This is a genomic window from Phenylobacterium sp. (genome assembly GCF_041919955.1).
GTDB lineage: Bacteria > Pseudomonadota > Alphaproteobacteria > Caulobacterales > Caulobacteraceae > Phenylobacterium.
In genome coordinates, this window is record NZ_JAYRSU010000020.1 from 61,911 (window position 1) to 83,568 (window position 21,658).

General features: G+C 68.2%; 23 protein-coding genes and 1 pseudogene. 11 read left to right on the forward strand and 13 right to left on the reverse strand.

The window, feature by feature from the left end; genetic code table 11:
• Nucleotides 1-56: 56 nt before the first annotated feature.
• Nucleotides 57-1,538 (reverse strand): CHAD domain-containing protein, encoded by a 1,482-nt coding sequence (locus tag ACE3T2_RS16255; RefSeq protein WP_374659205.1) that lies wholly within the window; start codon nt 1,536-1,538, stop codon nt 57-59.
• Nucleotides 1,539-1,626: 88 nt separating this feature from the next.
• Here ACE3T2_RS16255 and bioB point away from each other — a divergent pair, with 88 nt between their 5' ends.
• The 4 genes from bioB to ACE3T2_RS16275 all read left to right on the forward strand — a co-directional run bounded on the left by bioB (nt 1,627) and on the right by ACE3T2_RS16275 (nt 4,886).
• On the forward strand, nt 1,627-2,622 hold the full coding sequence (gene bioB, locus ACE3T2_RS16260) for a biotin synthase BioB (protein ID WP_374659207.1): 996 nt from the start codon (nt 1,627-1,629) through the stop codon (nt 2,620-2,622).
• Between the two features lie 157 nt (nt 2,623-2,779).
• Nucleotides 2,780-3,106 carry a hypothetical protein gene (locus ACE3T2_RS16265; protein WP_374659209.1) on the forward strand — a complete coding sequence of 109 codons (327 nt, stop codon included), beginning with the start codon at nt 2,780-2,782 and terminating at the stop codon, nt 3,104-3,106.
• Between the two features lie 62 nt (nt 3,107-3,168).
• Nucleotides 3,169-4,128 carry an ABC transporter ATP-binding protein gene (locus ACE3T2_RS16270; RefSeq protein ID WP_374659249.1) on the forward strand — a complete coding sequence of 320 codons (960 nt, stop codon included), beginning with the start codon at nt 3,169-3,171 and terminating at the stop codon, nt 4,126-4,128.
• Nucleotides 4,125-4,886 (forward strand): ABC transporter permease, encoded by a 762-nt coding sequence (locus ACE3T2_RS16275; protein WP_374659211.1) that lies wholly within the window; start codon nt 4,125-4,127, stop codon nt 4,884-4,886. The genes ACE3T2_RS16270 and ACE3T2_RS16275 overlap by 4 nt, the downstream gene beginning before the upstream one ends.
• A 15-nt stretch (nt 4,887-4,901) precedes the next feature.
• Here the strand turns inward: ACE3T2_RS16275 and ACE3T2_RS16280 are convergent, their stop codons facing one another.
• The 5 genes from ACE3T2_RS16280 to ACE3T2_RS16300 are packed head-to-tail and all read right to left on the reverse strand — an operon-like array spanning nt 4,902 to nt 8,369.
• Entirely contained in the window at nt 4,902-5,174 is a 273-nt protein-coding gene (locus ACE3T2_RS16280; protein WP_374659213.1) for an HPr family phosphocarrier protein, read from the reverse strand.
• The gene (locus ACE3T2_RS16285; protein WP_374659215.1) at nt 5,171-5,575 is read right to left on the reverse strand and encodes a PTS sugar transporter subunit IIA; all 405 of its coding nucleotides are present in this window, start codon (nt 5,573-5,575) and stop codon (nt 5,171-5,173) included. Before ACE3T2_RS16285 ends, ACE3T2_RS16280 begins: the two co-directional genes overlap by 4 nt.
• A gap of 10 nt (nt 5,576-5,585) precedes the next feature.
• Nucleotides 5,586-6,065, reverse strand: coding sequence for an HPr kinase/phosphorylase (locus tag ACE3T2_RS16290; protein ID WP_374659217.1), 480 nt, complete (start codon nt 6,063-6,065; stop codon nt 5,586-5,588).
• Nucleotides 6,062-7,690, reverse strand: coding sequence for a stimulus-sensing domain-containing protein (locus ACE3T2_RS16295; RefSeq protein WP_374659219.1), 1,629 nt, complete (start codon nt 7,688-7,690; stop codon nt 6,062-6,064). Before ACE3T2_RS16295 ends, ACE3T2_RS16290 begins: the two co-directional genes overlap by 4 nt.
• On the reverse strand, nt 7,659-8,369 hold the full coding sequence (locus tag ACE3T2_RS16300; RefSeq protein WP_374659221.1) for a response regulator transcription factor: 711 nt from the start codon (nt 8,367-8,369) through the stop codon (nt 7,659-7,661). Before ACE3T2_RS16300 ends, ACE3T2_RS16295 begins: the two co-directional genes overlap by 32 nt.
• 182 nt (nt 8,370-8,551) lie before the next feature.
• Here ACE3T2_RS16300 and ACE3T2_RS16305 point away from each other — a divergent pair, with 182 nt between their 5' ends.
• Nucleotides 8,552-10,273, forward strand: coding sequence for a hypothetical protein (locus ACE3T2_RS16305; protein WP_374659223.1), 1,722 nt, complete (start codon nt 8,552-8,554; stop codon nt 10,271-10,273).
• Between the two features lie 9 nt (nt 10,274-10,282).
• On the opposite strand, the gene pseC is transcribed toward ACE3T2_RS16305, so the two are convergent.
• On the reverse strand, nt 10,283-11,434 hold the full coding sequence (gene pseC / locus ACE3T2_RS16310) for a UDP-4-amino-4,6-dideoxy-N-acetyl-beta-L-altrosamine transaminase (protein ID WP_374659225.1): 1,152 nt from the start codon (nt 11,432-11,434) through the stop codon (nt 10,283-10,285).
• Nucleotides 11,434-12,492 (reverse strand): UDP-N-acetylglucosamine 4,6-dehydratase (inverting), encoded by a 1,059-nt coding sequence (gene pseB, locus ACE3T2_RS16315; RefSeq protein WP_374659227.1) that lies wholly within the window; start codon nt 12,490-12,492, stop codon nt 11,434-11,436. The genes pseC and pseB overlap by 1 nt, the downstream gene beginning before the upstream one ends.
• Before the next feature lie 108 nt (nt 12,493-12,600).
• Here pseB and ACE3T2_RS16320 point away from each other — a divergent pair, with 108 nt between their 5' ends.
• Nucleotides 12,601-13,005 carry a hypothetical protein gene (locus ACE3T2_RS16320; protein ID WP_374659229.1) on the forward strand — a complete coding sequence of 135 codons (405 nt, stop codon included), beginning with the start codon at nt 12,601-12,603 and terminating at the stop codon, nt 13,003-13,005.
• 6 nt (nt 13,006-13,011) lie between these two features.
• On the opposite strand, the gene ACE3T2_RS16325 is transcribed toward ACE3T2_RS16320, so the two are convergent.
• Both ACE3T2_RS16325 and ACE3T2_RS16330 read right to left on the reverse strand, forming a co-directional pair.
• Nucleotides 13,012-13,317, reverse strand: coding sequence for a 4a-hydroxytetrahydrobiopterin dehydratase (locus ACE3T2_RS16325; protein ID WP_374659231.1), 306 nt, complete (start codon nt 13,315-13,317; stop codon nt 13,012-13,014).
• Nucleotides 13,314-13,973 (reverse strand): HAD-IA family hydrolase, encoded by a 660-nt coding sequence (locus tag ACE3T2_RS16330; RefSeq protein ID WP_374659233.1) that lies wholly within the window; start codon nt 13,971-13,973, stop codon nt 13,314-13,316. Before ACE3T2_RS16330 ends, ACE3T2_RS16325 begins: the two co-directional genes overlap by 4 nt.
• Nucleotides 13,974-14,072: 99 nt before the next feature.
• On the opposite strand from ACE3T2_RS16330, the gene ACE3T2_RS16335 reads away from it, so the two are divergent.
• From ACE3T2_RS16335 to ACE3T2_RS16345, 3 genes are read left to right on the forward strand one after another with little or no spacing between them, the layout of a single operon-like run.
• Complete coding sequence (locus ACE3T2_RS16335) at nt 14,073-14,438, forward strand: VanZ family protein (RefSeq protein WP_374659235.1); 366 nt, start codon at nt 14,073-14,075, stop codon at nt 14,436-14,438.
• A complete protein-coding gene (locus ACE3T2_RS16340; RefSeq protein WP_374659237.1) occupies nt 14,435-15,268 on the forward strand; it encodes a heme-dependent oxidative N-demethylase subunit alpha family protein in 834 nt (277 codons plus the stop codon). Before ACE3T2_RS16335 ends, ACE3T2_RS16340 begins: the two co-directional genes overlap by 4 nt.
• A 47-nt stretch (nt 15,269-15,315) precedes the next feature.
• Nucleotides 15,316-16,029: a hypothetical protein gene (locus ACE3T2_RS16345; protein WP_374659239.1), complete on the forward strand. Its 714-nt coding sequence runs from the start codon at nt 15,316-15,318 to the stop codon at nt 16,027-16,029.
• Between the two features lie 10 nt (nt 16,030-16,039).
• On the opposite strand, the gene ACE3T2_RS16350 is transcribed toward ACE3T2_RS16345, so the two are convergent.
• Nucleotides 16,040-16,735 carry a response regulator gene (locus ACE3T2_RS16350; RefSeq protein WP_374659241.1) on the reverse strand — a complete coding sequence of 232 codons (696 nt, stop codon included), beginning with the start codon at nt 16,733-16,735 and terminating at the stop codon, nt 16,040-16,042.
• Complete coding sequence (locus tag ACE3T2_RS16355) at nt 16,732-18,183, reverse strand: ATP-binding protein (protein ID WP_374659243.1); 1,452 nt, start codon at nt 18,181-18,183, stop codon at nt 16,732-16,734. Before ACE3T2_RS16355 ends, ACE3T2_RS16350 begins: the two co-directional genes overlap by 4 nt.
• A gap of 238 nt (nt 18,184-18,421) precedes the next feature.
• Between ACE3T2_RS16355 and ACE3T2_RS16360 the strand changes: the two genes are divergently transcribed.
• Together ACE3T2_RS16360 and ACE3T2_RS16365 are read left to right on the forward strand one after the other, a co-directional pair.
• Nucleotides 18,422-19,495: a 2OG-Fe(II) oxygenase gene (locus ACE3T2_RS16360; RefSeq protein WP_374659245.1), complete on the forward strand. Its 1,074-nt coding sequence runs from the start codon at nt 18,422-18,424 to the stop codon at nt 19,493-19,495.
• A 940-nt stretch (nt 19,496-20,435) separates the two neighbouring features.
• A pseudogene (locus ACE3T2_RS16365) lies at nt 20,436-20,546 on the forward strand (PEPxxWA-CTERM sorting domain-containing protein); the annotation flags it as partial.
• A 56-nt stretch (nt 20,547-20,602) separates the two neighbouring features.
• Here ACE3T2_RS16365 and ACE3T2_RS16370 read toward each other — a convergent pair.
• Nucleotides 20,603-21,388, reverse strand: coding sequence for a DJ-1/PfpI family protein (locus ACE3T2_RS16370; protein WP_374659247.1), 786 nt, complete (start codon nt 21,386-21,388; stop codon nt 20,603-20,605).
• Nucleotides 21,389-21,658: the final 270 nt, after the last annotated feature.

Genomic DNA, 21,658 nt, shown 5'->3' on the forward strand with positions numbered 1-21,658 from the left:
TTGAAGGCTCTATAGCCGGGGCGGGCCTATCGGGCAACAAACATATAAAGACTTCTTTATATGACCCAGAACACCGGCGCCTCGACCAGCCGATCCATCGCCTTGGCCGAGGCCTTCACCGCCCGAGCCTTTCCGGCCTGTCGGGCGGCGACGATCTGGCGCGCGACGGCCAGGGCCTGCCCCTTCAGGCGCAGCCGCTCGACCAGCGCCTGGGCCACCGCCACGTCGTTGATGGCGCCGAGATGCTCCTGGAGCTGCTTCAGCAGCTTGATGAACCGCTTGCTGTCGCCGTCGAACAGCGGCGCGAAAGCTTCGGCTGCATAGCGCAACTTCTTCGCCGCGATCCGCGCCTCGTGGCGAGCGGCGTCGTCGCTGCCCTTCAGGTCGGCGGCCAGGGCCAGCAGGGCCTTGCGCCGCCGTTCCAGAGCCTTGGCCGCAAAGCGCTGGGCGGGACCTTCGCGGCGCTTGGCGCTGGCCTTGCCGCCGGCGCTCAGCCAGGGGCCGGTCTCGACCCAGGCGGTGGCCTCCAGCACAAGGTCGCGGAACCGGCCCGATGCGACGGCCGCACAGGCCTTGGCGTGGGCCCGGGCGCGGGCGGTTTCGATCATCGGCGCGAGCGGCGAGAGGTCGAGCCCGGCAATATCCAGCGCGGCCGCGCCCTCGGCGAAGACGTCCAGGTCGCGGGCCTCGTCGCACGCGCCGGCCAGCCACTTCAGTTCGGACTTGATCGCCTCGGCCTGGCCGTCGTCGGCCACCTTGGCGAAGGTCGAGATGGCGCTGCGCAACCGCCGGACGGCCACCCGCAGCTGGTGCACCGCCTCGACGCTGTCGGCTTCGCGCAGCACCGCGCCGTTGGCGGCGATCTGCACCAGGGTGTTGCGCGCGATGGCCTGAAAGGCGCCGGCCGCGGTCAGGCCGCGGGCCAGCGGCGCCTTGTCGTGCCGGCGCGGCGCGCGATCCGTGCCGTCGATCAGGCCCTGCCCCTGCGAGGCCTTGCCGTCGAAGGAGAGGTAGAGCGGCGCGATCTTGGAGAGCTGGCGGGCGAGATCGAACAACGGCGCGCAGTCGCCGCCCTTCAGCTCCAGTTCCACCTCGCTGACCCGCCGGGCGCGCTCGCCGGCCTGGACCTCGCCTTCATCGGCGGCCAGTTCGATCGACGCGCCGCCGAACTCGAAGGTCCGCTGCCGGCGCAGCACCCGGACGGTGAAGACCGGCGCCAGGGCCTTGCGCTTGGCCGGCGGAAGCGCCTCCTTCAGGACCGGCAGGTCGAGGTCCAAGCCCTCGCCATTCAGCGGCCGCTCGTATTCTTCGCGCGCGAAGCCGTCGCCGCGTTTCAGCGTCTGCACCCGCTTGCCGCCGCCCTCGCGGATGCGCAGCGAGATCCGCGCCTTGCGCAGGTCGCCCTGGGGCGTGTCGTAATAGGTGGAGACGAGCTGCTTTTCCTGGGTTTCGCCGTCCGGCGCCGCAGCCAGCACCGCCACGATGTCGGCGGGCTCGCACAAGAACTTCAACTCGATCTCGTCTTCACCCGCGCTCATGCGCTAAACGCTCCCCACCATGCGCGATTGCCTCCCACCGTGTGAGGCGCCCGATGCATGGCGCTCATTGCCGTCCAGGAGGCTCCGCATGAACGCTCCAATCGCTCAAGGTTTCCGGCCTGTCGACTCCGTACAACCCCGATACGACTGGACGCTCGTCGAGGTCGAGGCCCTGTTCGAGCTTCCGTTCACGGAACTGATTTTCCGCGCGGCGCAAGTCCATCGCGCCCATTTCGACCCGACCGAAGTGCAGCTTTCGCAGCTGCTCAGCGTCAAGACCGGCGGCTGCGCCGAGAACTGCGGCTATTGCAGCCAGAGCCAGCACTTCGAGACCGGCGTGCCGGCCAGCAAGCTGATGGACGCCACCGCCGTCATCGCTGCGGCGATGGACGCCAAGGCCGGCGGCGCCCAGCGCTTCTGCATGGGCGCGGCCTGGCGTGACCTGAAGGACCGCGACGTGCCGAAGGTGGCGGCGATGATCTCGGGCGTGAAGGCCCTGGGCCTGGAGACCTGCGCCACCTTGGGCATGCTCACCCGCGACCAGGCCCAGGCCCTGAAGGACGCCGGCCTCGACTACTACAACCACAACCTCGACACGGGCCCGGACTACTACGACAAGGTCGTCACCACCCGGACCTACCAGGACCGGCTGGACACCCTGGAAGCGGTCCGCAGCGTCGGCATGTCGACCTGCTGCGGCGGCATCGTCGGCATGGGCGAGACGCGGACCGACCGCGCCGGCCTGCTGCACGCCCTCGCCACCCTGCCCGAGCATCCGAACTCGCTGCCGATCAACGACCTGATGCCGATCCCCGGCACGCCGTTGGGGGACTCCGAGGCGGTCGATCCGCTGGAGTTCGTGCGGATGATCGCGGTGGCCCGCATCGTCTGCCCGAAGACCGTGGTGCGCCTGTCGGCGGGTCGCGAGCACATGAGCCGCGAACTGCAGGCGCTCTGCTTCCTGGCCGGCGCCAACTCGATGTTCATCGGCGGCAAGCTGCTGACCACCTCCAATCCGGACAAGGACACCGACGCGGCGCTGATGGCCGATCTCGGCCTCAAGCCGATGACCATGCCGGCCTGATCTCCTGAGGAAACGGCGCCGGGCGGCAAAAACTGCAAGGCCAAGCCTGCCCGGCGCAAACCCCCACTTCTGCTAAACCCTTGAAATTACGCGCTGTGGTTTTGCTGCTGGCGCGCACACAACTTGCAGACACGGGCGGGTCCGCCAGGAGTCCCCCATGCAGGTTTCCAACTCCAATCCCCTCGCCGCCCTCTTCGGCTCGGCCAAGACGGGGCAGGCCAAGCCCCAGCAGACCGGCTTCTTCGCCGCGCCCGAGGCCGAGCACAGCAAGACCAAGACCGAGCTGCTCGACCGCGCCCGGATGACCCCGGCCCAGCAGATGCGCGCCTCGATCCTCGATTCCATGGGCCTCAAGGAAGAGGACCTGAAGGGCATGAGCACGGAGAAGCGGCAGGAAATCGAGCGGAAGATCGAAGAGACGATCCGCACGAAGGTCGAGCAGGCGCAGGAAAAGAACGGCGGGCTGCTCGACATCAAGGCCTGAGGCCTGTCGGATGCTGACAGGTTCGTGCGTCCTTGGGCTAGCTTGAGCCTCGCCCCCTGCCTATCTGGCGAGGGCGACGACGCAGAGGGGCCCGCGTGCAGCCGATCATATCCGTATCCGGTCTGAACAAGACCTATGCCGGGGGCTTCCAGGCCCTCAAGAATATCGACCTGGACATCCGGCAGGGCGAGATCTTCGCCCTTCTGGGCCCGAACGGCGCGGGCAAGACCACGTTGATCAGCATCGTCTGCGGCATCGTCAACGCCACGGGGGGCAAGGTGACCGCGGACGGCCACGACATCGTCGCCGACTATCGCGCCGCCCGCTCCAAGATCGGCCTTGTGCCGCAGGAGCTGACCACCGACGCCTTCGAGACCGTGCTCGACACGGTGAAGTTCAGCCGCGGCCTGTTCGGCAAGTCGCCGAACCCGGCCCATATCGAGAAGATCCTTCGCGACCTGTCGCTCTGGGACAAGAAGGACAGCAAGATCATGGCGCTCTCCGGCGGCATGAAGCGCCGGGTGATGATCGCCAAGGCGCTCAGCCACGAGCCGCGCATCCTGTTCCTCGACGAGCCCACCGCCGGCGTCGATGTCGAGCTGCGCCGCGACATGTGGGAGATGGTCCGCGGCCTTCGGGAGAGCGGCGTCACCATTATCCTGACCACCCACTACATCGAGGAGGCCGAGGAGATGGCCGACCGGATCGGGGTGATCAGCAAGGGCGAAATCATCCTGGTCGAGGACAAGGACGTGCTCATGCGCAAGCTGGGCAAGAAGCAGCTGACCCTGCACCTGCAGGAGCCGCTGACCGCGATCCCGGCCGGGCTCGAGGACTATCAGCTCGCGCTCGCCGGCGATGGTCACGAGCTTGTCTACACCTTCGACGCCCAGAGCCAGGACACCGGCATCGCCGCCCTTCTGCGCCAGCTTGGCGCGGCCGGGATCGACTTCAAGGACCTCCGCACCGAGGAAAGCTCGCTGGAGGAAATCTTCGTCAGCCTGGTGAGGGGCCGGCCATGAACCTCTACGCCATCAAGGCCATCTACAAGTTCGAGCTGGCGCGCACCTGGCGCACGCTCATGCAGTCGATCGCCTCGCCGGTGATCTCGACCTCGCTCTATTTCATCGTCTTCGGGTCGGCGATCGGCTCGCGAATGGTCGAGATCGAGGGGATCAGCTACGGCGCCTTCATCGTGCCGGGTCTGATCATGCTGTCGATCCTGACCGAGAGCATCATGAACGCCTCGTTCGGCATCTACATGCCCCGCTTCTCGGGGACCATCTACGAGGTGCTGTCGGCGCCGATCTCGGCCTTCGAGATCGTGATCGGCTATGTCGGGGCGGCCGCCACCAAGTCTGTGATCCTCGGCCTGCTGATCCTGGCGACCGCGCGGCTGTTCGTGGACTTCAGCATCGCCCATCCGGTCTGGATGATCGGCTTCCTGATCCTGACCTCGGTGGCCTTCAGCCTGCTCGGCTTCGTGATCGGAGTCTGGGCGGACGGCTGGGAGAAGCTGCAGATCGTGCCGATGATGATCGTCACCCCGCTGACGTTCCTGGGGGGCAGCTTCTATTCGATCAGCATGCTGCCGGAGATCTGGCAGAAGATCACCCTCTTCAACCCGGTGGTCTACCTAGTCTCGGGCTTCCGCTGGAGCTTCTACGGCATCTCCGACGTCGGCGTCGGCTGGAGCCTCCTGGCCACCTTCGGCTTCGTGCTGGTCTGCCTGGCGGCGATCTGGGCGATCTTCCGCACCGGCTACAAGCTCAAGACCTGAGGCGAGAGGCGAGGACTACTCGTCCTCGTCGAACCTCGCGGCCACCAGCGCCGCCAGAGCGTCGACCGCGGCCTTGGCTTCCGAGCCCTCGGCCTGGATGTCGATGGCGCTGCCCGGACCGGCCGCGAGCATCATCAGCCCCATGATCGAGCGGGCGTCGACGCACTGGCCGTCCTTGCTGACCTTCACCTCGGCGTCGAAGGTCGCGGCCAGCTTGACGAACTTGGCCGAGGCCCGCGCATGCAGGCCGCGCTTGTTGATGATCTCGACAGTCTGTTCCGCGGTCACTTTTCGCCGGCCAGCACGTAGGAAGCGACGGAGATGTACTTGCGGCCGGCCTCCTGGGCGCAGGCGACGCAGTCTTCGAGGCTCTGGCGCGTCCGCACCGAGGCCAGCTTGATCAGCATGGGCAGGTTGAGGCCGGCGATGACCTCGGCCTTGGTCTGCTCCATCACCGAAATGGCCAGGTTCGACGGCGTGCCGCCGAACATGTCGGTCAGCAGAATGACGCCCGCGCCGGAATCGACGGCTTCGCACGCCGCCAGGATGTCCTTGCGGCGCTTCTCCATATCGTCTTCCGGGCCGATGCAGATGGCCGCGACCGCAGCCTGCGGTCCCACCACGTGCTCCATCGCGAAGACGAACTCTTCGGCCAGTCGCCCGTGCGTGACGATCACGAGCCCGATCATGCCAAATCTCTCAACGGGAATCCCCACCCGGCCGCGGCGGGGCCGCGAGGGCGTCTTGATACGCTCCTTCCGCGCCGGCTCCAAGATGTTGCAGCGCGCGACCAAGCTTCGCAGGCGCGGAAGCCTCGAACGGTTCGATTGAAATCGTCGGTATGCTCAACCCTGCATACTCCTCGAAATCCGGCTCGGGCATACGCTCGTATGGTCCGCAGCGGACGGAAAGGGCGATGCGACAAAAGTTGATCGCCGGCTCGACCTGGATTCCGACGCCCCGCGCCTCGATCAGGCCGGCCAGGGTTTCCGGCGCGCGGCCGTAGAGCGTCCCGCCGCTGGCCCAGACCACGACCCGGTCGTCGGCCACCAGCCGGAAGCCCTCGCCCAGAGCCCGCAGCGTGAGGTCGCTCTTGCCCGCGCCCGAGGCGCCGACGATCAGCACCCCCTTCCAGACGCCCTCCAGCCTCCGGGCGATCAGGCCCGCATGTGCGATCATCGGCGCGCCTCGGGCAGGACCACTATGAAGCGCGCGCCCTGGACTGCGCCCTCGGCGTCGATGCGGTTTTCCGCCCGGATCGTCCCGCCCTGCGCGCCGGCGATCTGGCGGGCGATCGACAGCCCCAGGCCCGAATTGCCGCCGAAGGCCGCGCCCTTGGGCCGCGAGGTGTAGAACCGCTCGAAGATGGTCTCGAGGTTGTCTGACGGGATCCCCGGCCCGTCGTCCTCGACCGTCAGGATCGCCTCGCCGCGGCCACGCTCCAGCGTCACCCGCACCTCGCCGCCGGCCGGGCTGAACGAGCGGGCGTTGTCGATCAGGTTGCGCAGCAACTGGCCCAGCGGCCCCTCGCGCCCCGACACCATGATCGGCTCCAGGGTCTCGGGCGCGCTGTAGGCGAGGCTCGGTTCGCCGGGCTTGGTGGTGTCCTGGTAGAGCTGGATCACCTCCCCGACCAGGCGGCCGAGATCGAGAGCGCGCAGGTCCTCGCGCGACAGCTCGGCGTCGAGACGCGAGGCGTTTGAGATATCGGTCACCAGCCGGTCGAGCCGCTGGATGTCGTTCTTGAGGATCGCCATCAGCCGCTCTCGCGCCGCGGGATCCTTGACCAGGTCCAGAGTCTCGACCGCCGAGCGCAGCGAGGTCAGCGGATTCTTGATCTCGTGGGCGACGTCGGCGGCGAACCGCTCGATGGCGTCCATCCGCTCGGACAGGGACTGGGTCATGTCTTCAAGCGAGACGGTCAGGTCGCCGATCTCGTCGTCGCGATGCGCCAGCTGTGGCAGCGAGATCGCCCGCGCCCGCGACATCCGCACGCGGTCGGCGGCGCGGGCCAGCATCCGCACCGGTTGGGCGATCAGATTGTTCAGCAGGATCGACGAGGTCAGGCTGACGAAGATGGCGATCAGGATGAACGGCGCCAGCGCCTGACGCTCGCGCCGGATGATCTCGTCCACGTCGCTGGCCTCAAGCGTCAGCACGCCCAGCACCGCCTGCACGTGTTGGATCGGGATCGAGACCGAGACCACCCGCTCGCCGTCTTCGGTGCGTCGCATCCCGGCGACATGGGCGCCGGCCAGGGCCTGGCCGACCTCGGTCATCAGGGCGCGCTGGGCGGCGGGCGCTATGGGCGGCGGCGGCCGGCCGATCTTCAGGTCCAGGGCCAGGCCGTTCTGGTCGTCGCGCGGTCGGGCTGGCGGCAGCACCTTCCATTCCACCCGGTCGGCGACCCAGTAGCTGTCGGCGATCAGATTGCCCTTGGCGTCGAACAGGCGCGCCCGCTGCGAGCGCGGGTTCGACAGCATCTGCAGGATTTCGCTCGCGGCCTGGGAGTCCAGCTCGGGCGTCGGCTCCCCGACCGTGGCGGCGCGGTTGATCACGTTGACGATCAGCTCGCCCTGGGTCGTCAGGCTGTCGATCCGTGCGCCCACCAGGCCGCGCCGCAGCTCGTTCAGCAACAGCGAACCGGCGATGATGATCGCCAGGCCCAGAACGTTGAGCAGGATGATGAGCCGCCCCAGGCGCGAGCCTGGCAGCCAGCTGAAGAGCGAGGGCGCGCGCGGCGGCCTGCGGCGGCGCGCTTCGGTCTTCGGGTCAGGCTTCGCGGTATCTGTATCCGACGCCATACAGGGTTTCGATCGCGTCGAACTCGGGGTCGACCTCGCGGAACTTCTTTCGCATCCGCTTGATATGGCTGTCGATGGTGCGGTCGTCGACATAGACCTGATCGTCGTAGGCCGCGTCCATCAGGTTGTCGCGGCTCTTCACGAAGCCGGGCCGCTGGGCAAGCGACTGCAGCAGCAGGAACTCGGTCACCGTCAGCTTGACCGGCTTGCCGTCCCACAGGCAGTCGTGGCGGGCCGGATCGAGAGTCAGCTTGCCGCGCTTCAGCGGCCGCGAGGCGCCTTCCTCGCCGCCCGCGGCGGCCGGCGGCTCGCCCTCGACCCCGGCGCGGCGCAGGACCGCCTTCACACGCTCGAGCAGCAGCCGCTGGCTGAACGGCTTGTGCATGTAGTCGTCCGCGCCGAGGTTGAAGCCGAGGATCTCATCGATCTCCTCGTCCTTCGAGGTCAGGATGATCACCGGCAGGTCGGACGTCCGGCGCAGGCGGCGCAGCACTTCCATGCCGTCCATACGCGGCATCTTCACATCAAGGATCGCCAGGTCCGGCGGCTCGTTCTCGAGCGCAGCCAGCCCGGAAGCGCCGTCATAATAGGCCTTGACCTCGTGGCCATGGCTTTCGAGGGCGAGGCTGACCGACGTGACGATGTTCTCGTCGTCGTCCACCAGGGTGATCTTGGCCATATGTCTCTGTCGTTCCTTCAGCCGAGCTTCCATAGCTAATCGCCTGTCAGCATGGCCTCAATGGGGCGGGTGCGGCAAACGGCGCGCAAAGCGTCCGCAAGAACCGGCGTTCGTCGAATGTTGCGATAAACGAGCATTAAGCTTGTTGGTGCAAGATCGGCTGTCTGCAAGGAACTCCGCGCGTGCACGGCCAGCAAGTCCACTACGAACTCTTCATCAGGCGCGTCCCCGGCGGTCCCTGGACCCTGGACATGGCGTCGGAAAACCGCACCGCCGTCGTCGCCACGGCCGAAGAACTGCTGGCCAATGGCAAGGTTGCGGCCGTCCGCGTCACCAAGGAGACGCTCGACCCCGAAACGCGCGAATTCAAGTCTGTCTCGATCCTCAGCAAGGGCGCCACCGAGGCGGTGAAACCCAAGAAGGTCGTGGAGAACCAGGAGCCGCTGTGCGTGGCCCCGCAGGATCTCTACACGGTCCACGCACGCGAGCGGATCGGGCGGCTGCTGGAAGGCTGGCTGGAGCGCAAGGGCGCCACCCCGTTCGAACTTCTGCATCGGGCCGACCTGGTCGAGGAGCTGGAGGCCTCCGGCACCGACCTGCAGCACGCAATCCAGAAGGTCGCCATTCCCGAGGCCCAGGCCCGCGGCCTGACCGTGCACGAACTGATCCGCACCTTCACCGGCCTCGTCGAGCGCGCGGTCGATCGGCTGCTGAAGGACGCCCGCAAGGGCAATATGCCCAACCTCGACAAGGAAGGGTTCGCCCGCGCGGCCGAGCGGGTCGCTCACGAACCGGAGCGCGCCTATCTGCTGGGCGCCGGTGTCGCCGCCTCCATCGCTCCGGCGAAGTCGTGGTCGGAGAAGGTGTCGCGCCTGCTCGATCTGGCCGACGCAGCCCCGGTCACTGGACCGCCGCGCGCACTGGCTCTGCAGACCGTCGAGCAGCCCTTGGCCGAGATTCTCGGCTCCAAGTCCGGACTCGACAACATCATCGGCCAGAACCTGGACCTGGGCGGCCAGCTCGCCGCCATGACCCGTCTGGCGGCCTGCGACACGGTCGATGCCCTGATGCGGATCGAGCCGTCCGTCGTCAAGATCATGCCGCCGCAGTCCGAGGCCGCCATGCGCCTGTCGAAGTGGCTGGCCGGCGAGGACTTCCAGAGCGTGCGGGCGGCCATCGCCCGGCGCGTGGTGCGCGAGCTGCTGGGCCCCCGCCGCCTGCGGCCCGGCGACGCCACCGGTGAGATCGAGATCATGCGCGGCCTGGCCATGGCCCTGACCGCGGCGGCCGGCGCCGGGGCGCTGCTCAACGTCGACGACGTGCAGGAGGCCTTCGTCCACCGCTCGCGCACCCTGGTCACCAGCGACTTCGTCGAGGCCTATCTCGGCGGCGGAGAGCGCACCGCCCGCGAGGAGATCGAGGCGCTGATCTGGCTGGTCGAGAACGTTATCGGCGGCGCCAACAAGCGTCAGGCGGGCCGCTACCTGGCCGCCGGTGTCGCGGCCCTGCGCTTCGAGAAGGAATTCCGCTACGGCCCGGACACCGCCGCGGTGAAGCTGCAGAAGCTGGCCGTGCTGCAAAGGGCCGTGGCGCGCGGCGGCCTGGCCCCTGAGGACTACGCGCCGATCCAGAGCAAGATCGGCGATGTCGGCGGCATGGTCGAGGCCGACGCCCGCCTGGTGCCGACGCTCGCGCGCACCCCTGCCTCGGCCGGACAGAAGTTGCTGCTGATGCTGCGCCTCGCCGCCGGCGAGACCGCGCCGCTCGGTCCTGCCGCCGACCGCGCCCGCCAGGAAGCGGTGCGCATGGCGCGCGCCGAAGAAACCCGATCGGAGCTGGCCGAACATCCCGAGCGCATGGCGCCGATCCGCGAACTGATCACCCAACTCGGCATCGCCGCCTAGGATCCGATCCTAAAGCCCGAGCACCTCGCGCAGGGCCTCGACCACGCGGTCGACGTCGCCCTCTTCCATGCCCGGATAGAGCGGCAACGACAGGCAGCGGTCGTACCAGGCGCTTGCGCCGGGCAGGTCGAATTCGCCGTAGCGCTCGCGATAATAGGGCTGGGTATGGACGGGGATGTAGTGGACCTGGGTCCCGACCTCGCGGGCCTTCAGCGCCTCGACCACCTGGCGGCGGGTTTGGCCGGCGGCGGCGAAGTCGATCAGGGCGACCATCAGGTGCAGCACCGGATCGCTCCATTCGGGGCGGACGGCCGGACGGACAAGCGGCGCCAGCGGCGCCAGGGCCTCGTGATAGCGGGCGGCCAGGATGCGGCGCCGGGCGGCGAAGCGGTCGAGCTTGGCCAGTTGGGAGAGGCCGAGCGCGCAGAGGATGTCGGGCAAGCGGTAGTTGAAGCCGACCTCGGGCATCTCGTACCACCACGGGTCGCCACCCTCCGGCCGCACCATGCCGTGCGTGCGCAGACGGCGCAGGCGTTCGGCCAATCGCGCGTCGTTGGTGGTGACCATGCCGCCCTCGCCGGTGGCGATGGTCTTCACCGGATGGAACGAGAAGGTGGCCATGGCCGAATAGGCGCAGTCGCCGATCGTTCCGGCGGAATTGCCGAATTTCACGGTCGTGCCGAGCGCGTGGGGGGCGTCCTCGACCAGCACCGCGCCAGCGCCCTGGGCCAGGTCTTTCAGCCCAGCCAGGTCGGCGGCGTCGCCGCGCAGGTGCACAGGCAGCACCGCCCGCAGCCGACGGCCCTCCAGGCGCTTGAGCGCGTCGGCGAGAGTCGCCGGCGTCATCAGGCCGGTATCAGGGTCGACGTCCGCGAACACCACCTCTGCGCCGACGAAGCGCGCGCAATTGGCCGTGGCCAGGAAGGTGATAGACGGGGCGATGATCGTCTCGCCCGGCTGCACCTCCAGCGCCAGCATGGCCAGATGCAGGGCCGCGGTGCCGTTGGCGCAGGCCACGGCGTGGCGCGCCCCGACCTTTTCGGCGAAGGCCCGCTCGAACGCCTCGACCGTCGGGCCGGTGGTCAGGAAGTCGCCGCGCAGCGCCTCGGCGACGGCCGCGATGTCGTCATCCTCGATGGTCTGGCGGCCGTAGGGCAGCATCAGTCGGTCGCCCGGCGACGGCGCTGGTCCGGGGCGCCGTCAGCCAGCAGGGAAAGCAGTCCCTCGCCCGATAGCCACTCGTCATTGGTGTCGCTGGCGTAGGAGAAGCCCTCGTCCACCAGGGGTCGGGTCTTCGCGTAGGCCTCGCGCGAGAACTCCACGAAGGCCGGCTCGATGGCGTAGCGATCGCCCAGGTCCACCGTCGTGCGCGCGTCGTCCGCCGAGATCATCATTTCGTGCAATTTCTCGCCGGGGCGGATGCCGATGATCCTGATCGGAACGCCCGGCGCCATCGCCTCGGCCAGGTCGGTCATCTTCATCGAGGGAATCTTGGGCACGAAGATCTCGCCGCCACGCATCATGTCGAGCGAGGAGAGCACGAAGTCCACGCCCTGGTTCAGGGTGATCCAGAACCTCGTCATGCGCGCGTCGGTGATCGGCATCTCGCGCGCGCCGCGCGCGATCAGCCGCTGGAAAAGCGGGGCGACCGAGCCGCGCGATCCGACCACATTGCCGTATCGCACCACCGCATAGCGGGTGCCGATGTCGCCTGAGAGGTTGTTGGCCGCCACAAAGGTCTTGTCCGAGGCGAGCTTGGTCGCCCCGTAGAGGTTGACCGGATTGCAGGCTTTGTCGGTCGATAGCGCGACGACCTTCTTCACCCCGTTGTTCAGGCAGGCCCAGACGACGTTCTCGGCGCCCATGATGTTGGTATGGATGCACTCCGAGGGATTGTACTCGGCGGCCGGCACCTGCTTCAGGGCGGCGGCGTGAATGACGATGTCGACCCCCCGCATGGCCAGGGTCAGGCGCTCGCGGTCACGCACGTCGCCCAGGAAGAAGCGCATGCAGCGCAGGGCCTCCGGGTCGAACCGCTCGGCCAGGTCGATCTGCATTTCGTGCTGCTTGAGCTCGTCGCGCGAGAAGACGATCAGCTTGCGCGGCCTGGCCCGGGTCAGCACGGTCTCGATGAAGCGGCGGCCGAACGACCCCGTCCCGCCGGTGACTAGGATCACCTTGCCGTCGAGATCGAGGTTGGTGGCTGCGAACCGGGCCAAAGGCGGCGCTCCTGGAGGCGAATTGGGAGGCGAATTTCGAATCGTCGCCGCACTGTTCGACCAAGCTCGTAAAGAGAGCTCTAACCATGATGTGGCGTGCTGTCGCGCATGGACCGTCGCCGCCTCCTCGCCCTCGCCGTCGCCCTGGCCTCGCCGGGCCTGATGGCGTCCGGCGCCGCCAAGAAGGACGAGAAAAAGAAGTCCGGCGGGACCAGCTACATCCAGTTCCAAGCCCTGGCCGCCACCATCACCCGTCCGAACGGGCGGCGCGGGGTGCTGACCGTCGAGGTCGGGCTGGACGTCCCGAACGCCAAGCTGCGCGAAAAGGCCGAACTGAACCTGCCGCGGCTGCGCGCGGCCTTCGTCCAGACCCTGCAGATCTACGCTGCGGGCATGACCACGAGCATGCCGCCCAATCCCGACGTGCTGGGCGCCACCATGCAGCGCGACGCCGACCGCATCCTGGGCCAGAAGGGCGCCAAGCTGCTGCTCGGCACCATGCTGATCAACTAGCCGGCTCTACTCGGCGCCGGCCGCCTTGGCCGCCCCGTCCATGAAGCTCGCCAGCTTGACGTCCAGTTCGGTGACGCCGTCGGCGTCGTGAGTTGTCAGAATAACCTCGACGCGGTTGTAGACGTTGAACCACTCCGGATGGTGGTCCAGCTGCTCGGCGCGTATCGCCACCCGGGTCATGAACGCAAAGGCGGTGTTGAAGTCGGCGAAGCGATAGGTGCGAGAGATCGCCTCCCGCTCACCCTTTGCGACCTGCCAGCCGGAAAGCTGGGCCAGCGCCGCCTCGGCGCCGATACGGGATGGACGGGTCACGCAAGCTCCTCTTCGTCGAACACCAGGCCGGTGGCGGCCGAGAGTTCGGCGAGGGTCTGGTCGACATCGACCACCTTGATCGCCCTCATGCCCAGCGCGGCCGCCGGCTTGCAGTTGATGCCAAGGTCATCGAGGTAGACGCAAGCCTGCGGCTTCACGCTCAGCGCGTCACACATCATCAGATAGATCTTCGGGTCCGGCTTGCGCACCCCGGCCCTCGAGCTCTCGATGATATGGTCGAACAGCGGCATGACCTGGCCCATCGCGCCGGCCGCGCGCTGCGGCTCGGCCGCGCCCGGGCTGTGGTGGGTGACCATGTTGTTGGTGATGCAGCCGACCTTGAAGTGCGCCTTGCAGGCCTTCAGGGCCGCCACCATCCTCGGCCGCAGCGACCCCGACAGCAGGGGCAGGACGTCGGCGCCCGGCACGGGATGGCCGAGCGCGGTCGACTCCTCGAGGAACAGCGTGTCGAACCCCTGGGTGTCGATCTCGTTGCGCTCGAACAGCGCCCAGGCGTTGGTGTCGGGATTGGTCGAGTTGATCTTGCGGATCAGGTCCTTGGGCAGGCCCTTCTCGGCCTCGTAGCGCGCGAACGCCTCGAACGGCGAGGAGGTGAACACCCCGCCGAAGTCCCAGATCACCGCCTCGATCGACATGGAATTTAAACTCTCGTTTGAATTTTGCCGGAAGCTAGCGGCCCTGGCCGAGTTTTGAAAGGCTCGCCGTCGTCGCGCCGGACGGCTACTAGAGAGGCGATGCGCGCGTTCTTCTCCTTCATCCCGCGGCCGCTCCGCCTGGCGGTGTTCGCCGCCGCGGTGCTCGTCATCCTCTACATGACCCTGGCGCCCAACGAAGACGTGCCCGGATCCAGCCTGGTGTGGGACAAGGCCGCCCACTCGATCGCATTCGGCCTGCTGACAGTCATCGGCCTGTTGATGTCGACCCATCGCCGCTGGCTGGTGGCGCTGGGGGTGCTCGCCCTCGGGATCGCCATCGAGATCGCCCAGACCCTGATGCCTTTCGGCCGCAACGGCGACTGGCGCGACGCGCTCGCCGACGCCATCGGGGTCGTCTTGGGGCTCGGCCTCTGGGCGATCGCCCGCCGCTTCAAGCCGAAATGAGCATCCGTCACGCCCCCTATGAAGAGGCGGCGGACTTCACCATCGGGCTGAAGGCTATCGAAGAGTCCGCCTGGCTGGAGGGCGGCGAGGCCGACCCCGCCGCGCGCAAGGATCCGCTCTACGCCGCCCATCGCGACGTCGTCTGGGGAGAGGTCCCGGGGTCGCAGGCCGGTCAGCGCGAAGTGCTGGCGATGATCGAGGCCGCGCTCGGCGAAGCGATCGCCCTGGAAGGCCGCCCGCCGCTCTACGCCGCCGCACGCCGCACACCCGACGACCTGGTGCTGGTGGAGCGGCGGGACGGCGCCTGGCGGGTCGCGGCGCTGTCGCTCAGCGCCCCGACCTTCTTCACCGTCTCCGACGTGCTGGACCGCAGCCTGGGACAGATCCATGACCCGGTGCACGGCTTCAACGACCGGTTCCTGAAGCGCGTGGAGCGGATCTTCGAGGGCCTGCGCCCAGGCCTTGTCCTGCAGCGGCGCAACTGGAGCGTCGTGAACAGCGCCGAACCCTTCACGCCGGACTCGGCGCCGATCCGCGCGCGCATCCCGGCGATCAGGCCCGAACAAGCGGCCGACGAGCTCTTCGTTCGAGTCGAGCGCCAGACCCTGCGCCGCCTGCCGCAGACCGGCGGGGCGCTGTTCACGATCCGCGTCTGGCTGCATCCGCTGGGTGATCTAGCGGACGATCCGCCCCGGCTCGCGGCCTTCGCCAGGGCCTGGCGCGAGGCCGCTCCGGCGTTCAGGGCCTATAAGCGGCTTCCCCTGTACGACGAACTTGTCACCAGGTTTCTTCGCGCCCACGGTGAAAGCCACAGCGTTAACGGAAACTGATCCTCATCCTTGCGGCCGAAATGGCTAAAAGACGCCGGGAAACCGCCATGCGCCTGCGCACCGTATTCTCAATCGCCGTATTCGTGGCCCTGGCAGCGTGCGACGCCGCCGGACCGCCGCGCGTCGGCGCAACCGGCCCGCAGCAGCCGGCCAAGCCCGCCGGATCGGTGACCCTGCCGATGACCGCCGCGGCCGGACCCTCAGCTGCGCCCGGGGCCGCCGCGGGAGTGACCAAGGCCTGTCCCGACCCCGCCGAGATCATCGCCAAGGCCTGCCCGCCGCCCAAGGCCCGCAAGGCGCCGGCAAAGCCGGTCGTGGTGCGTCGCCATCCGCCCAAGGCGCGCAAGCACGTGGTCCATGCGCCGCCGCCTGCCCCGCCGCGCGACTATGCGCGTGTCGAGCGCCGGGAAGAGGAGCGTGACTACGCTCGCGTTTCGCCCCCGGCTCCGCCGCCGCCCGCACCGCAGGGCCGGATCGTCCAGGAAGAGGTCTACGAGTCCTATCGCGGCTATCCGCCGCCCCCTCCGGTCTACGCGCCGCCTCCGCCGCCGCGCTACGCCTCGCCCCCTCCGCCCCGCTACTATGCGCCGCCGCCCCCACCGCGTGTCTATGCGCCTGCGCCGCCGCCGGTGATCTATGCGCCGGGACCGGTCTATCGCCAGCAGCCGCCGGTCTACGCGCCGCAGCCCGCGCCGTGCTGCACCTATCCGGCGGCCGGTCGCGACGCCAATGGGTTCCTGACCTGGCCGGGCAAGCGCTGAGCAGCGGAGCCTAGCGCTCGTCCTCCGGCGTCAGGCGGTAGCCGACGCCGGGCTCTGTGAGCAGGATGCGCGGCGTCGAGGCGTCCTCCTCGATCTTCTGGCGCAGCTGCGCCACCAGCACGCGCACGAACTGGGCGTCCACCTGCGCGGCCGGTCCCCAGACCGCGGCGATCAGCTGCTTGTGGGTGACCACCCGGCCGCCGTAGCGCGCCAGGGTCTTCAGCAGGTCGTATTCGCGTGGGGTCAGCCGGACCTCGTCGCCCTGCAGCGCCACCTGCCGCGTGGCGAAGTTCACCTGCAGGTCGCCGCTCCTGAACACCGCGTTGGCCGAGAACCGCCGCTCGCGGCCGCGCAGCGAGGCGCGGATACGCGCCAGCAGCTCGCCGACCCCGAAGGGCTTGTTGATGAAGTCGTCGGCTCCCTGATCCAGGGCCGCGATCTTCTCGTGCTCCAGATCTCGGGCCGACAGCACCAGGATCGGCACCTCCGACCACTCGCGGATGCGGGCTATGACCTCCTTGCCGTCCAGGTCGGGCAGGCCGAGGTCGAGGATCACCACGTCGCAGGCTTCGCCGGCGAGATGCGCCAGGGCCTCGCCGCCGGTTTCGGCGGTGGCGACTTCATACCCGGCCGCCACCAGGGCTGGCCGCAACGCGCGCAGGATCTGCTGTTCGTCGTCGACCAGCAACAGGTGGGCCAGGCTCATGGCCCACTCCCCGGGAGGGCGATGGCCACGATCAGGCCGGGACGCGCGTCGTCGCGCCCGCGGGCGGAGACCTCGCCGCCCATCGCCTCGACCAAGCCCCTGGCGATGGACAGGCCAAGCCCCGTGCCCTGCTGGTTCGCCGACGTCGTGGGGGACCGATAGAACTTCTCGAACAGCAACGGCAGCTCGGGCTGCGGCACGCCGGGCCCTTCGTCGGAGACCTCGACCACCACCCTGCCGTCCTGGCGGCGTGCGGCCACGTCGATGCGGGCCTCGCCGACGGTGAAACGGACAGCGTTCTCGACGATGTTGGCCAGGGCCTGTTCGGCGAGGATCGGATCGCCCAGCACCGACAGGTCGCCGCTCGCCTGGATGACCAGTTCGCGCGCGCCGGCGCGACGGCGCACCCGCTCGACCACCCGTTCGACGACCTCGCCCATGCCGAACGCCACCTGGGAGACGGTGAGCGCGCCCGATTCCAGCTTGGTCATGTTGAGCAAATTGCCCACGAAGATGTTCAGCCGCTCTGTCTCTTCCTGGATGGTGATGATGAGGTCGTCGCGCACCTCGGGATCGAAGCGGTCGCCGAACTCACGCAGGCTGCTGGCCGAGGCCAGGATCGCGGCGAGCGGCGTGCGCAGGTCGTGCGATATCGACGAGAGCAGGGCGTTGCGCAGCTGCTCGGTCCGCTCGCGCGCCTGAATTTCGGCCCGCGCCCCGGCCAGGCGGGAGCGGGCGATCGCCGCCCCGGCGATGTCGACCAGCACGCCGACCAGCCGCTCGTCATCCTCCACGCGGTCCACGGAGGCCGCGCCCCAGGCTGCGACGCCCGCCGCCTGTCCCTCGGCCCGCAACGGCCGCAGGCGCCAGCTGCCGGACTGAACCGTCGCCATCTGGGCCACAGAACGCGTGGTGGCCAGGTGCGACACCGCCGGGGGCGGCGTCAAACCGTCCGCCGAAACCCAGGTCCTGTGGCCGTAGAAGATCACGGCGGGGCGGCCGGCGTCGGCGATGCGGTGCGCCAGCGCCTGCCGGATCGCATCCTCGTCGTCCGAGGCCGAAAACTCTTCGCTCGCACGGAACAGCGCCCCGGAGGTGCGGGCGCGCGCCTCGGCGCGGCGTTGGGCCTCGCGCAGGCGGCCCGCCAGGCCGCCGGTCAGCACGGCCACTGCGAGGAACACCACCAGGACGATGACGTCCTCTGCCGAGGTCAGAGTGAACTCGCCGCGCGGTTGGACCAGATAGATGTCGTAGACGACGAAGGCGGCGGCGGCGGCGAAATAGGCCGGCCCCGGCCCCAGCACCACCGCGGCGACCAGCACGCCGGCCAGAAAAACCATCGAAAGCCGGTCGGTGTCGAACAGCCGGTAGATGACCTCGGCGACCGCCGTCGAGGCGCCGACCAGCCCGAGCGCCGCGCCATAGCGCCAGCCGCCCCGGGGGCTCAAGCGAACTGTCCAGTCCCGCGCCATGCGGATCCTTGCAAAGCCGGGCGTCGGCGGCGCCCGCCGGTCTGTGGGAACCCCAGGCTCGATGCGGGAGACGAGCGAGGCCGCCGACGGCGGGGAACATGGGCTAGCACGCCAGCGCCAGCAATTATGCGCCCCTTATGCCGCCGCGCGCGAGAGGCCCTTATAAGTTTCTTATGCTTGAAGGCCGCGCCTTCCGAAGCGACCAAGCTCACGCATGAGCCTCTCGCCCGGTCAAACCGCCCCGTGGTTCGTCTGCCCGACGCCGACGAACCCGACCTACAGCTTTTCGAGCGTCGCCGGACGCTTCGTGCTGCTGGCGTTCCTTCCGGAAGATCCGCTGGCCCGCGCGGCCGCCCTGGCGCGGATGGCGGCGGCGGACGCCTTGTTCGACCAAACCAATCTGCTGGCCTTCTGCGTCGTCCGCGACGCGCCCACGATCGCGGCCGTGCGCGACAAGCCAGGGGTGCGCTGGTTCCTGGACCGCGACGGCTCGGTCAGTCGAGGCTATCACGCCCTCGACGGCGAGGGGCGCGAAAACCCACATTGGCTCATCCTGGATCCGACCCTGCGCGTCTTCGCCAGCGGGACCATGGCCGACACGGACCGGGTCTTCGCCATCCTTGCGAAACTGCCGAAGCCGGACGACCACGCGGGCGTGCCGATCATGGCCCCGGTCCTGGTCGTGCCCCGCATCTTCGAACCGGAAATGTGCCGCCGCCTCATCGACTTCTATGAGGAGAGCGGCGGCGAGCCTTCAGGCGTCATGCGCCAGGTCGGCGACAAGACCGTCCCCGTCATCGACGGCTTCAAGAGCCGCAAGGACGCGACTATCGAGGACGAGGCGTTCCGCATGGACCTGCGCCGGCGGCTTGAGACCCGGCTGATCCGCCAGATCCATCGCGCCTTCCAGTTCAACGCCACCCGGATCGAGCGCTATATCGTGGCGCGCTACACCGCTGAGGAAGGCGGCTATTTCCGCGCCCATCGAGACAATACCACGACCGGCACGGCGCATCGGAAATTCGCCTGTTCGATCAATCTCAACGCCGAGGAATTCGAAGGCGGCGACCTGCGTTTCCCAGAGTTCGGGACGCGCACCTACCGCCCGCCGACCGGGGGCGCCGTGGTCTTCTCCTGCTCGCTCCTGCATGAGGCGACGCCGGTGACTCGTGGCAAGCGCTACGCCTTCCTGCCGTTCTTCTTCGACGAAGCCGGCGAACAGATCCGGCAGAAGAACCTGCACACCCTCGCCCTGCCTGAAACAGCGGCCTCGGGTGCAGACGCCTAGGCGGCGCTCCCGCGCGCCGATGTTCGGCCCGCGTGGATCGACGACTACTGACCCCCGAAGCGTCGGGGGTTGCAACACGCCAGTAGTTCACGGCCAAAGACGCTTGCCCTGTCGGCGAGTATTCACAAAATTCACCGGACGCCCGGCACAGAGAGACCTGCACGAGCGGATTCTATGTCTACGTATGCAAGTAAACCTTCGTGCATTCGCGCGCGGGGCGAATCCGATTAAATCAAGGGTTGCGACACCAACTTCGGGATGAGCCCACATCTCAACACCATCGACTGATGACGATTCACGAAATCTGAAGGGCAGCCGTCAGGTTAAACTTTACTTAACCCTGTCACTCGCGTATCGCTGATATCTGGAGGTGGCTGCGCTCGGCGGTCATCCGTAAACGCATTGAGGGGCTAGCCCTATGATTAAGCTTATGAAAGGGGTCGCAGCGGCTGCAGTTTTGAGTATGGCCGCCGCCGGCACTGCGCACGCCGGCATTTCCACTCTGTTCACTCCGGGCGGCGACGCTCCGGGCGGATCCGACACCCTGCTCTATGATTTCGACGGAACTGGCAATGTCGGCGATTTCAGCGGTTCTGGCGCTGGCTTTGTCGTCCAGACCGGCTCCAACGGTTCGGGCGCGCAAAACCCGTTCTCGCTGCCTGGGGGCAATTACCTGTCGGTTCTCGGCGGCGGAAGCGCCAGCCTGACCTTCGACAACGCGATGAAGAGCATCAGCTTCAACTGGGGCTCGGTCGACACCTACAATACGCTGACCATCCACTGGAGCGGCGGCAACGAAGTGGTGATCGGCAACCCGGGCGGCGGCAATCAGCAGAACGCCGCCAGCAACGGCCTCTTCCAGGCCTGGACCACGGGTAGCGACTACATCACCGGCCTGACCTTCGCCTCCACGGGCAACTCGTTCGAAGTCGACGATATCTCCGGCACCTCTGCGGTTCCGGAACCGGCGACCTGGGCGATGATGATCACGGGCTTCGGCCTCGCCGGCGCGGCCATTCGCCGTCGCCGCACGAGCTTCGCCGCCGCGTAAGACGTCGCGATAGTCCTGCTTCGGGCCGGCGGATCGCTCCGCCGGCCTTTTTTCGGCTAGGCCAGCCCGCGGCCCACCCGTTCCGCCACGGCGCGGGCCTTTTCCAATTGCGGTCTGAGCATCCGGTCGGCGAGTCCGACCACACCCGGCCCGGCCCCGACAGGTGTCCCGGCCTCGAATGGAGGACGCGGCGCATATTCCAGCACCAGCTGGATGCTCTTGGCCCATTCCTCGCCACGCAGCCGCGAAGCCACCTCCAGGCCAAAGTCGAGGCCGGCGGTGACGCCGCCGCCGGTGATGCGATTGCGATCGACGACGATCCGCTCGCGTTCCAGCGTAGCGCCCAGCAGCGGCAGCAGTTCGCACGAATGCCAGTGGCCGGTGGCGCGATAGCCCTTCAGCAGTCCGGCGGCGCCGAGCAGCAGTGACCCGGTGCAGACGCTCGTGACCAGGCCGGCGGTCTTTCCTGCTCGCTGCAGGAAGCCGATCACCGCCTCGTCCTCCATGCAAGCCATGGTCCCGCCGAGGCCGCCGGGAACGTACAGCACGTCGAGCGGCCCGCTCACCTCCTCGAAGGTCCTGGTCGGGCTCACCGTGACGCCCAGATCGGTCGTCACCGGCTCGTACGCCTTCCAGACCAGATCGATGTCGCACATGGCCAGGGCGAAGGCGGTGTGGGCCGGCACGTGGTCGAGCAGCACCATTTTCGGATGCACCAGCATCGCCACCCTGGGCCGTGCCAGCGTCTCGGCGCCCGGATGCGCCTGGGCCGCGCCCGGCAGGAACTGGCCCGCGCCCGCCGCCAGGGCGGCCAGTTGGGCCATGACTGTCCGTCGATCCATCGGGAACTCCCTTTCAACTCCGGCCGGACGTAGAGGCCGCGAGCGTTTGACGGAATGACGATGACCCGTCATTTTCTGCCAAATGCAGACCGACGCCCCTCGCCTCGTCGCCTTCGTCGTCGCCGAGGACGTCGTGGCCCTGGACTGGCCTGACCCGATTGGGTGATCCGGGTTCAATGTTAGTGCATGGCTGGCTCTGAGGCCATGGTTGGGGTGGGCGAGCGCGCGCCCTCAACAGCTGGCGCGCTCGCCCATGGCACGATGGTTCCA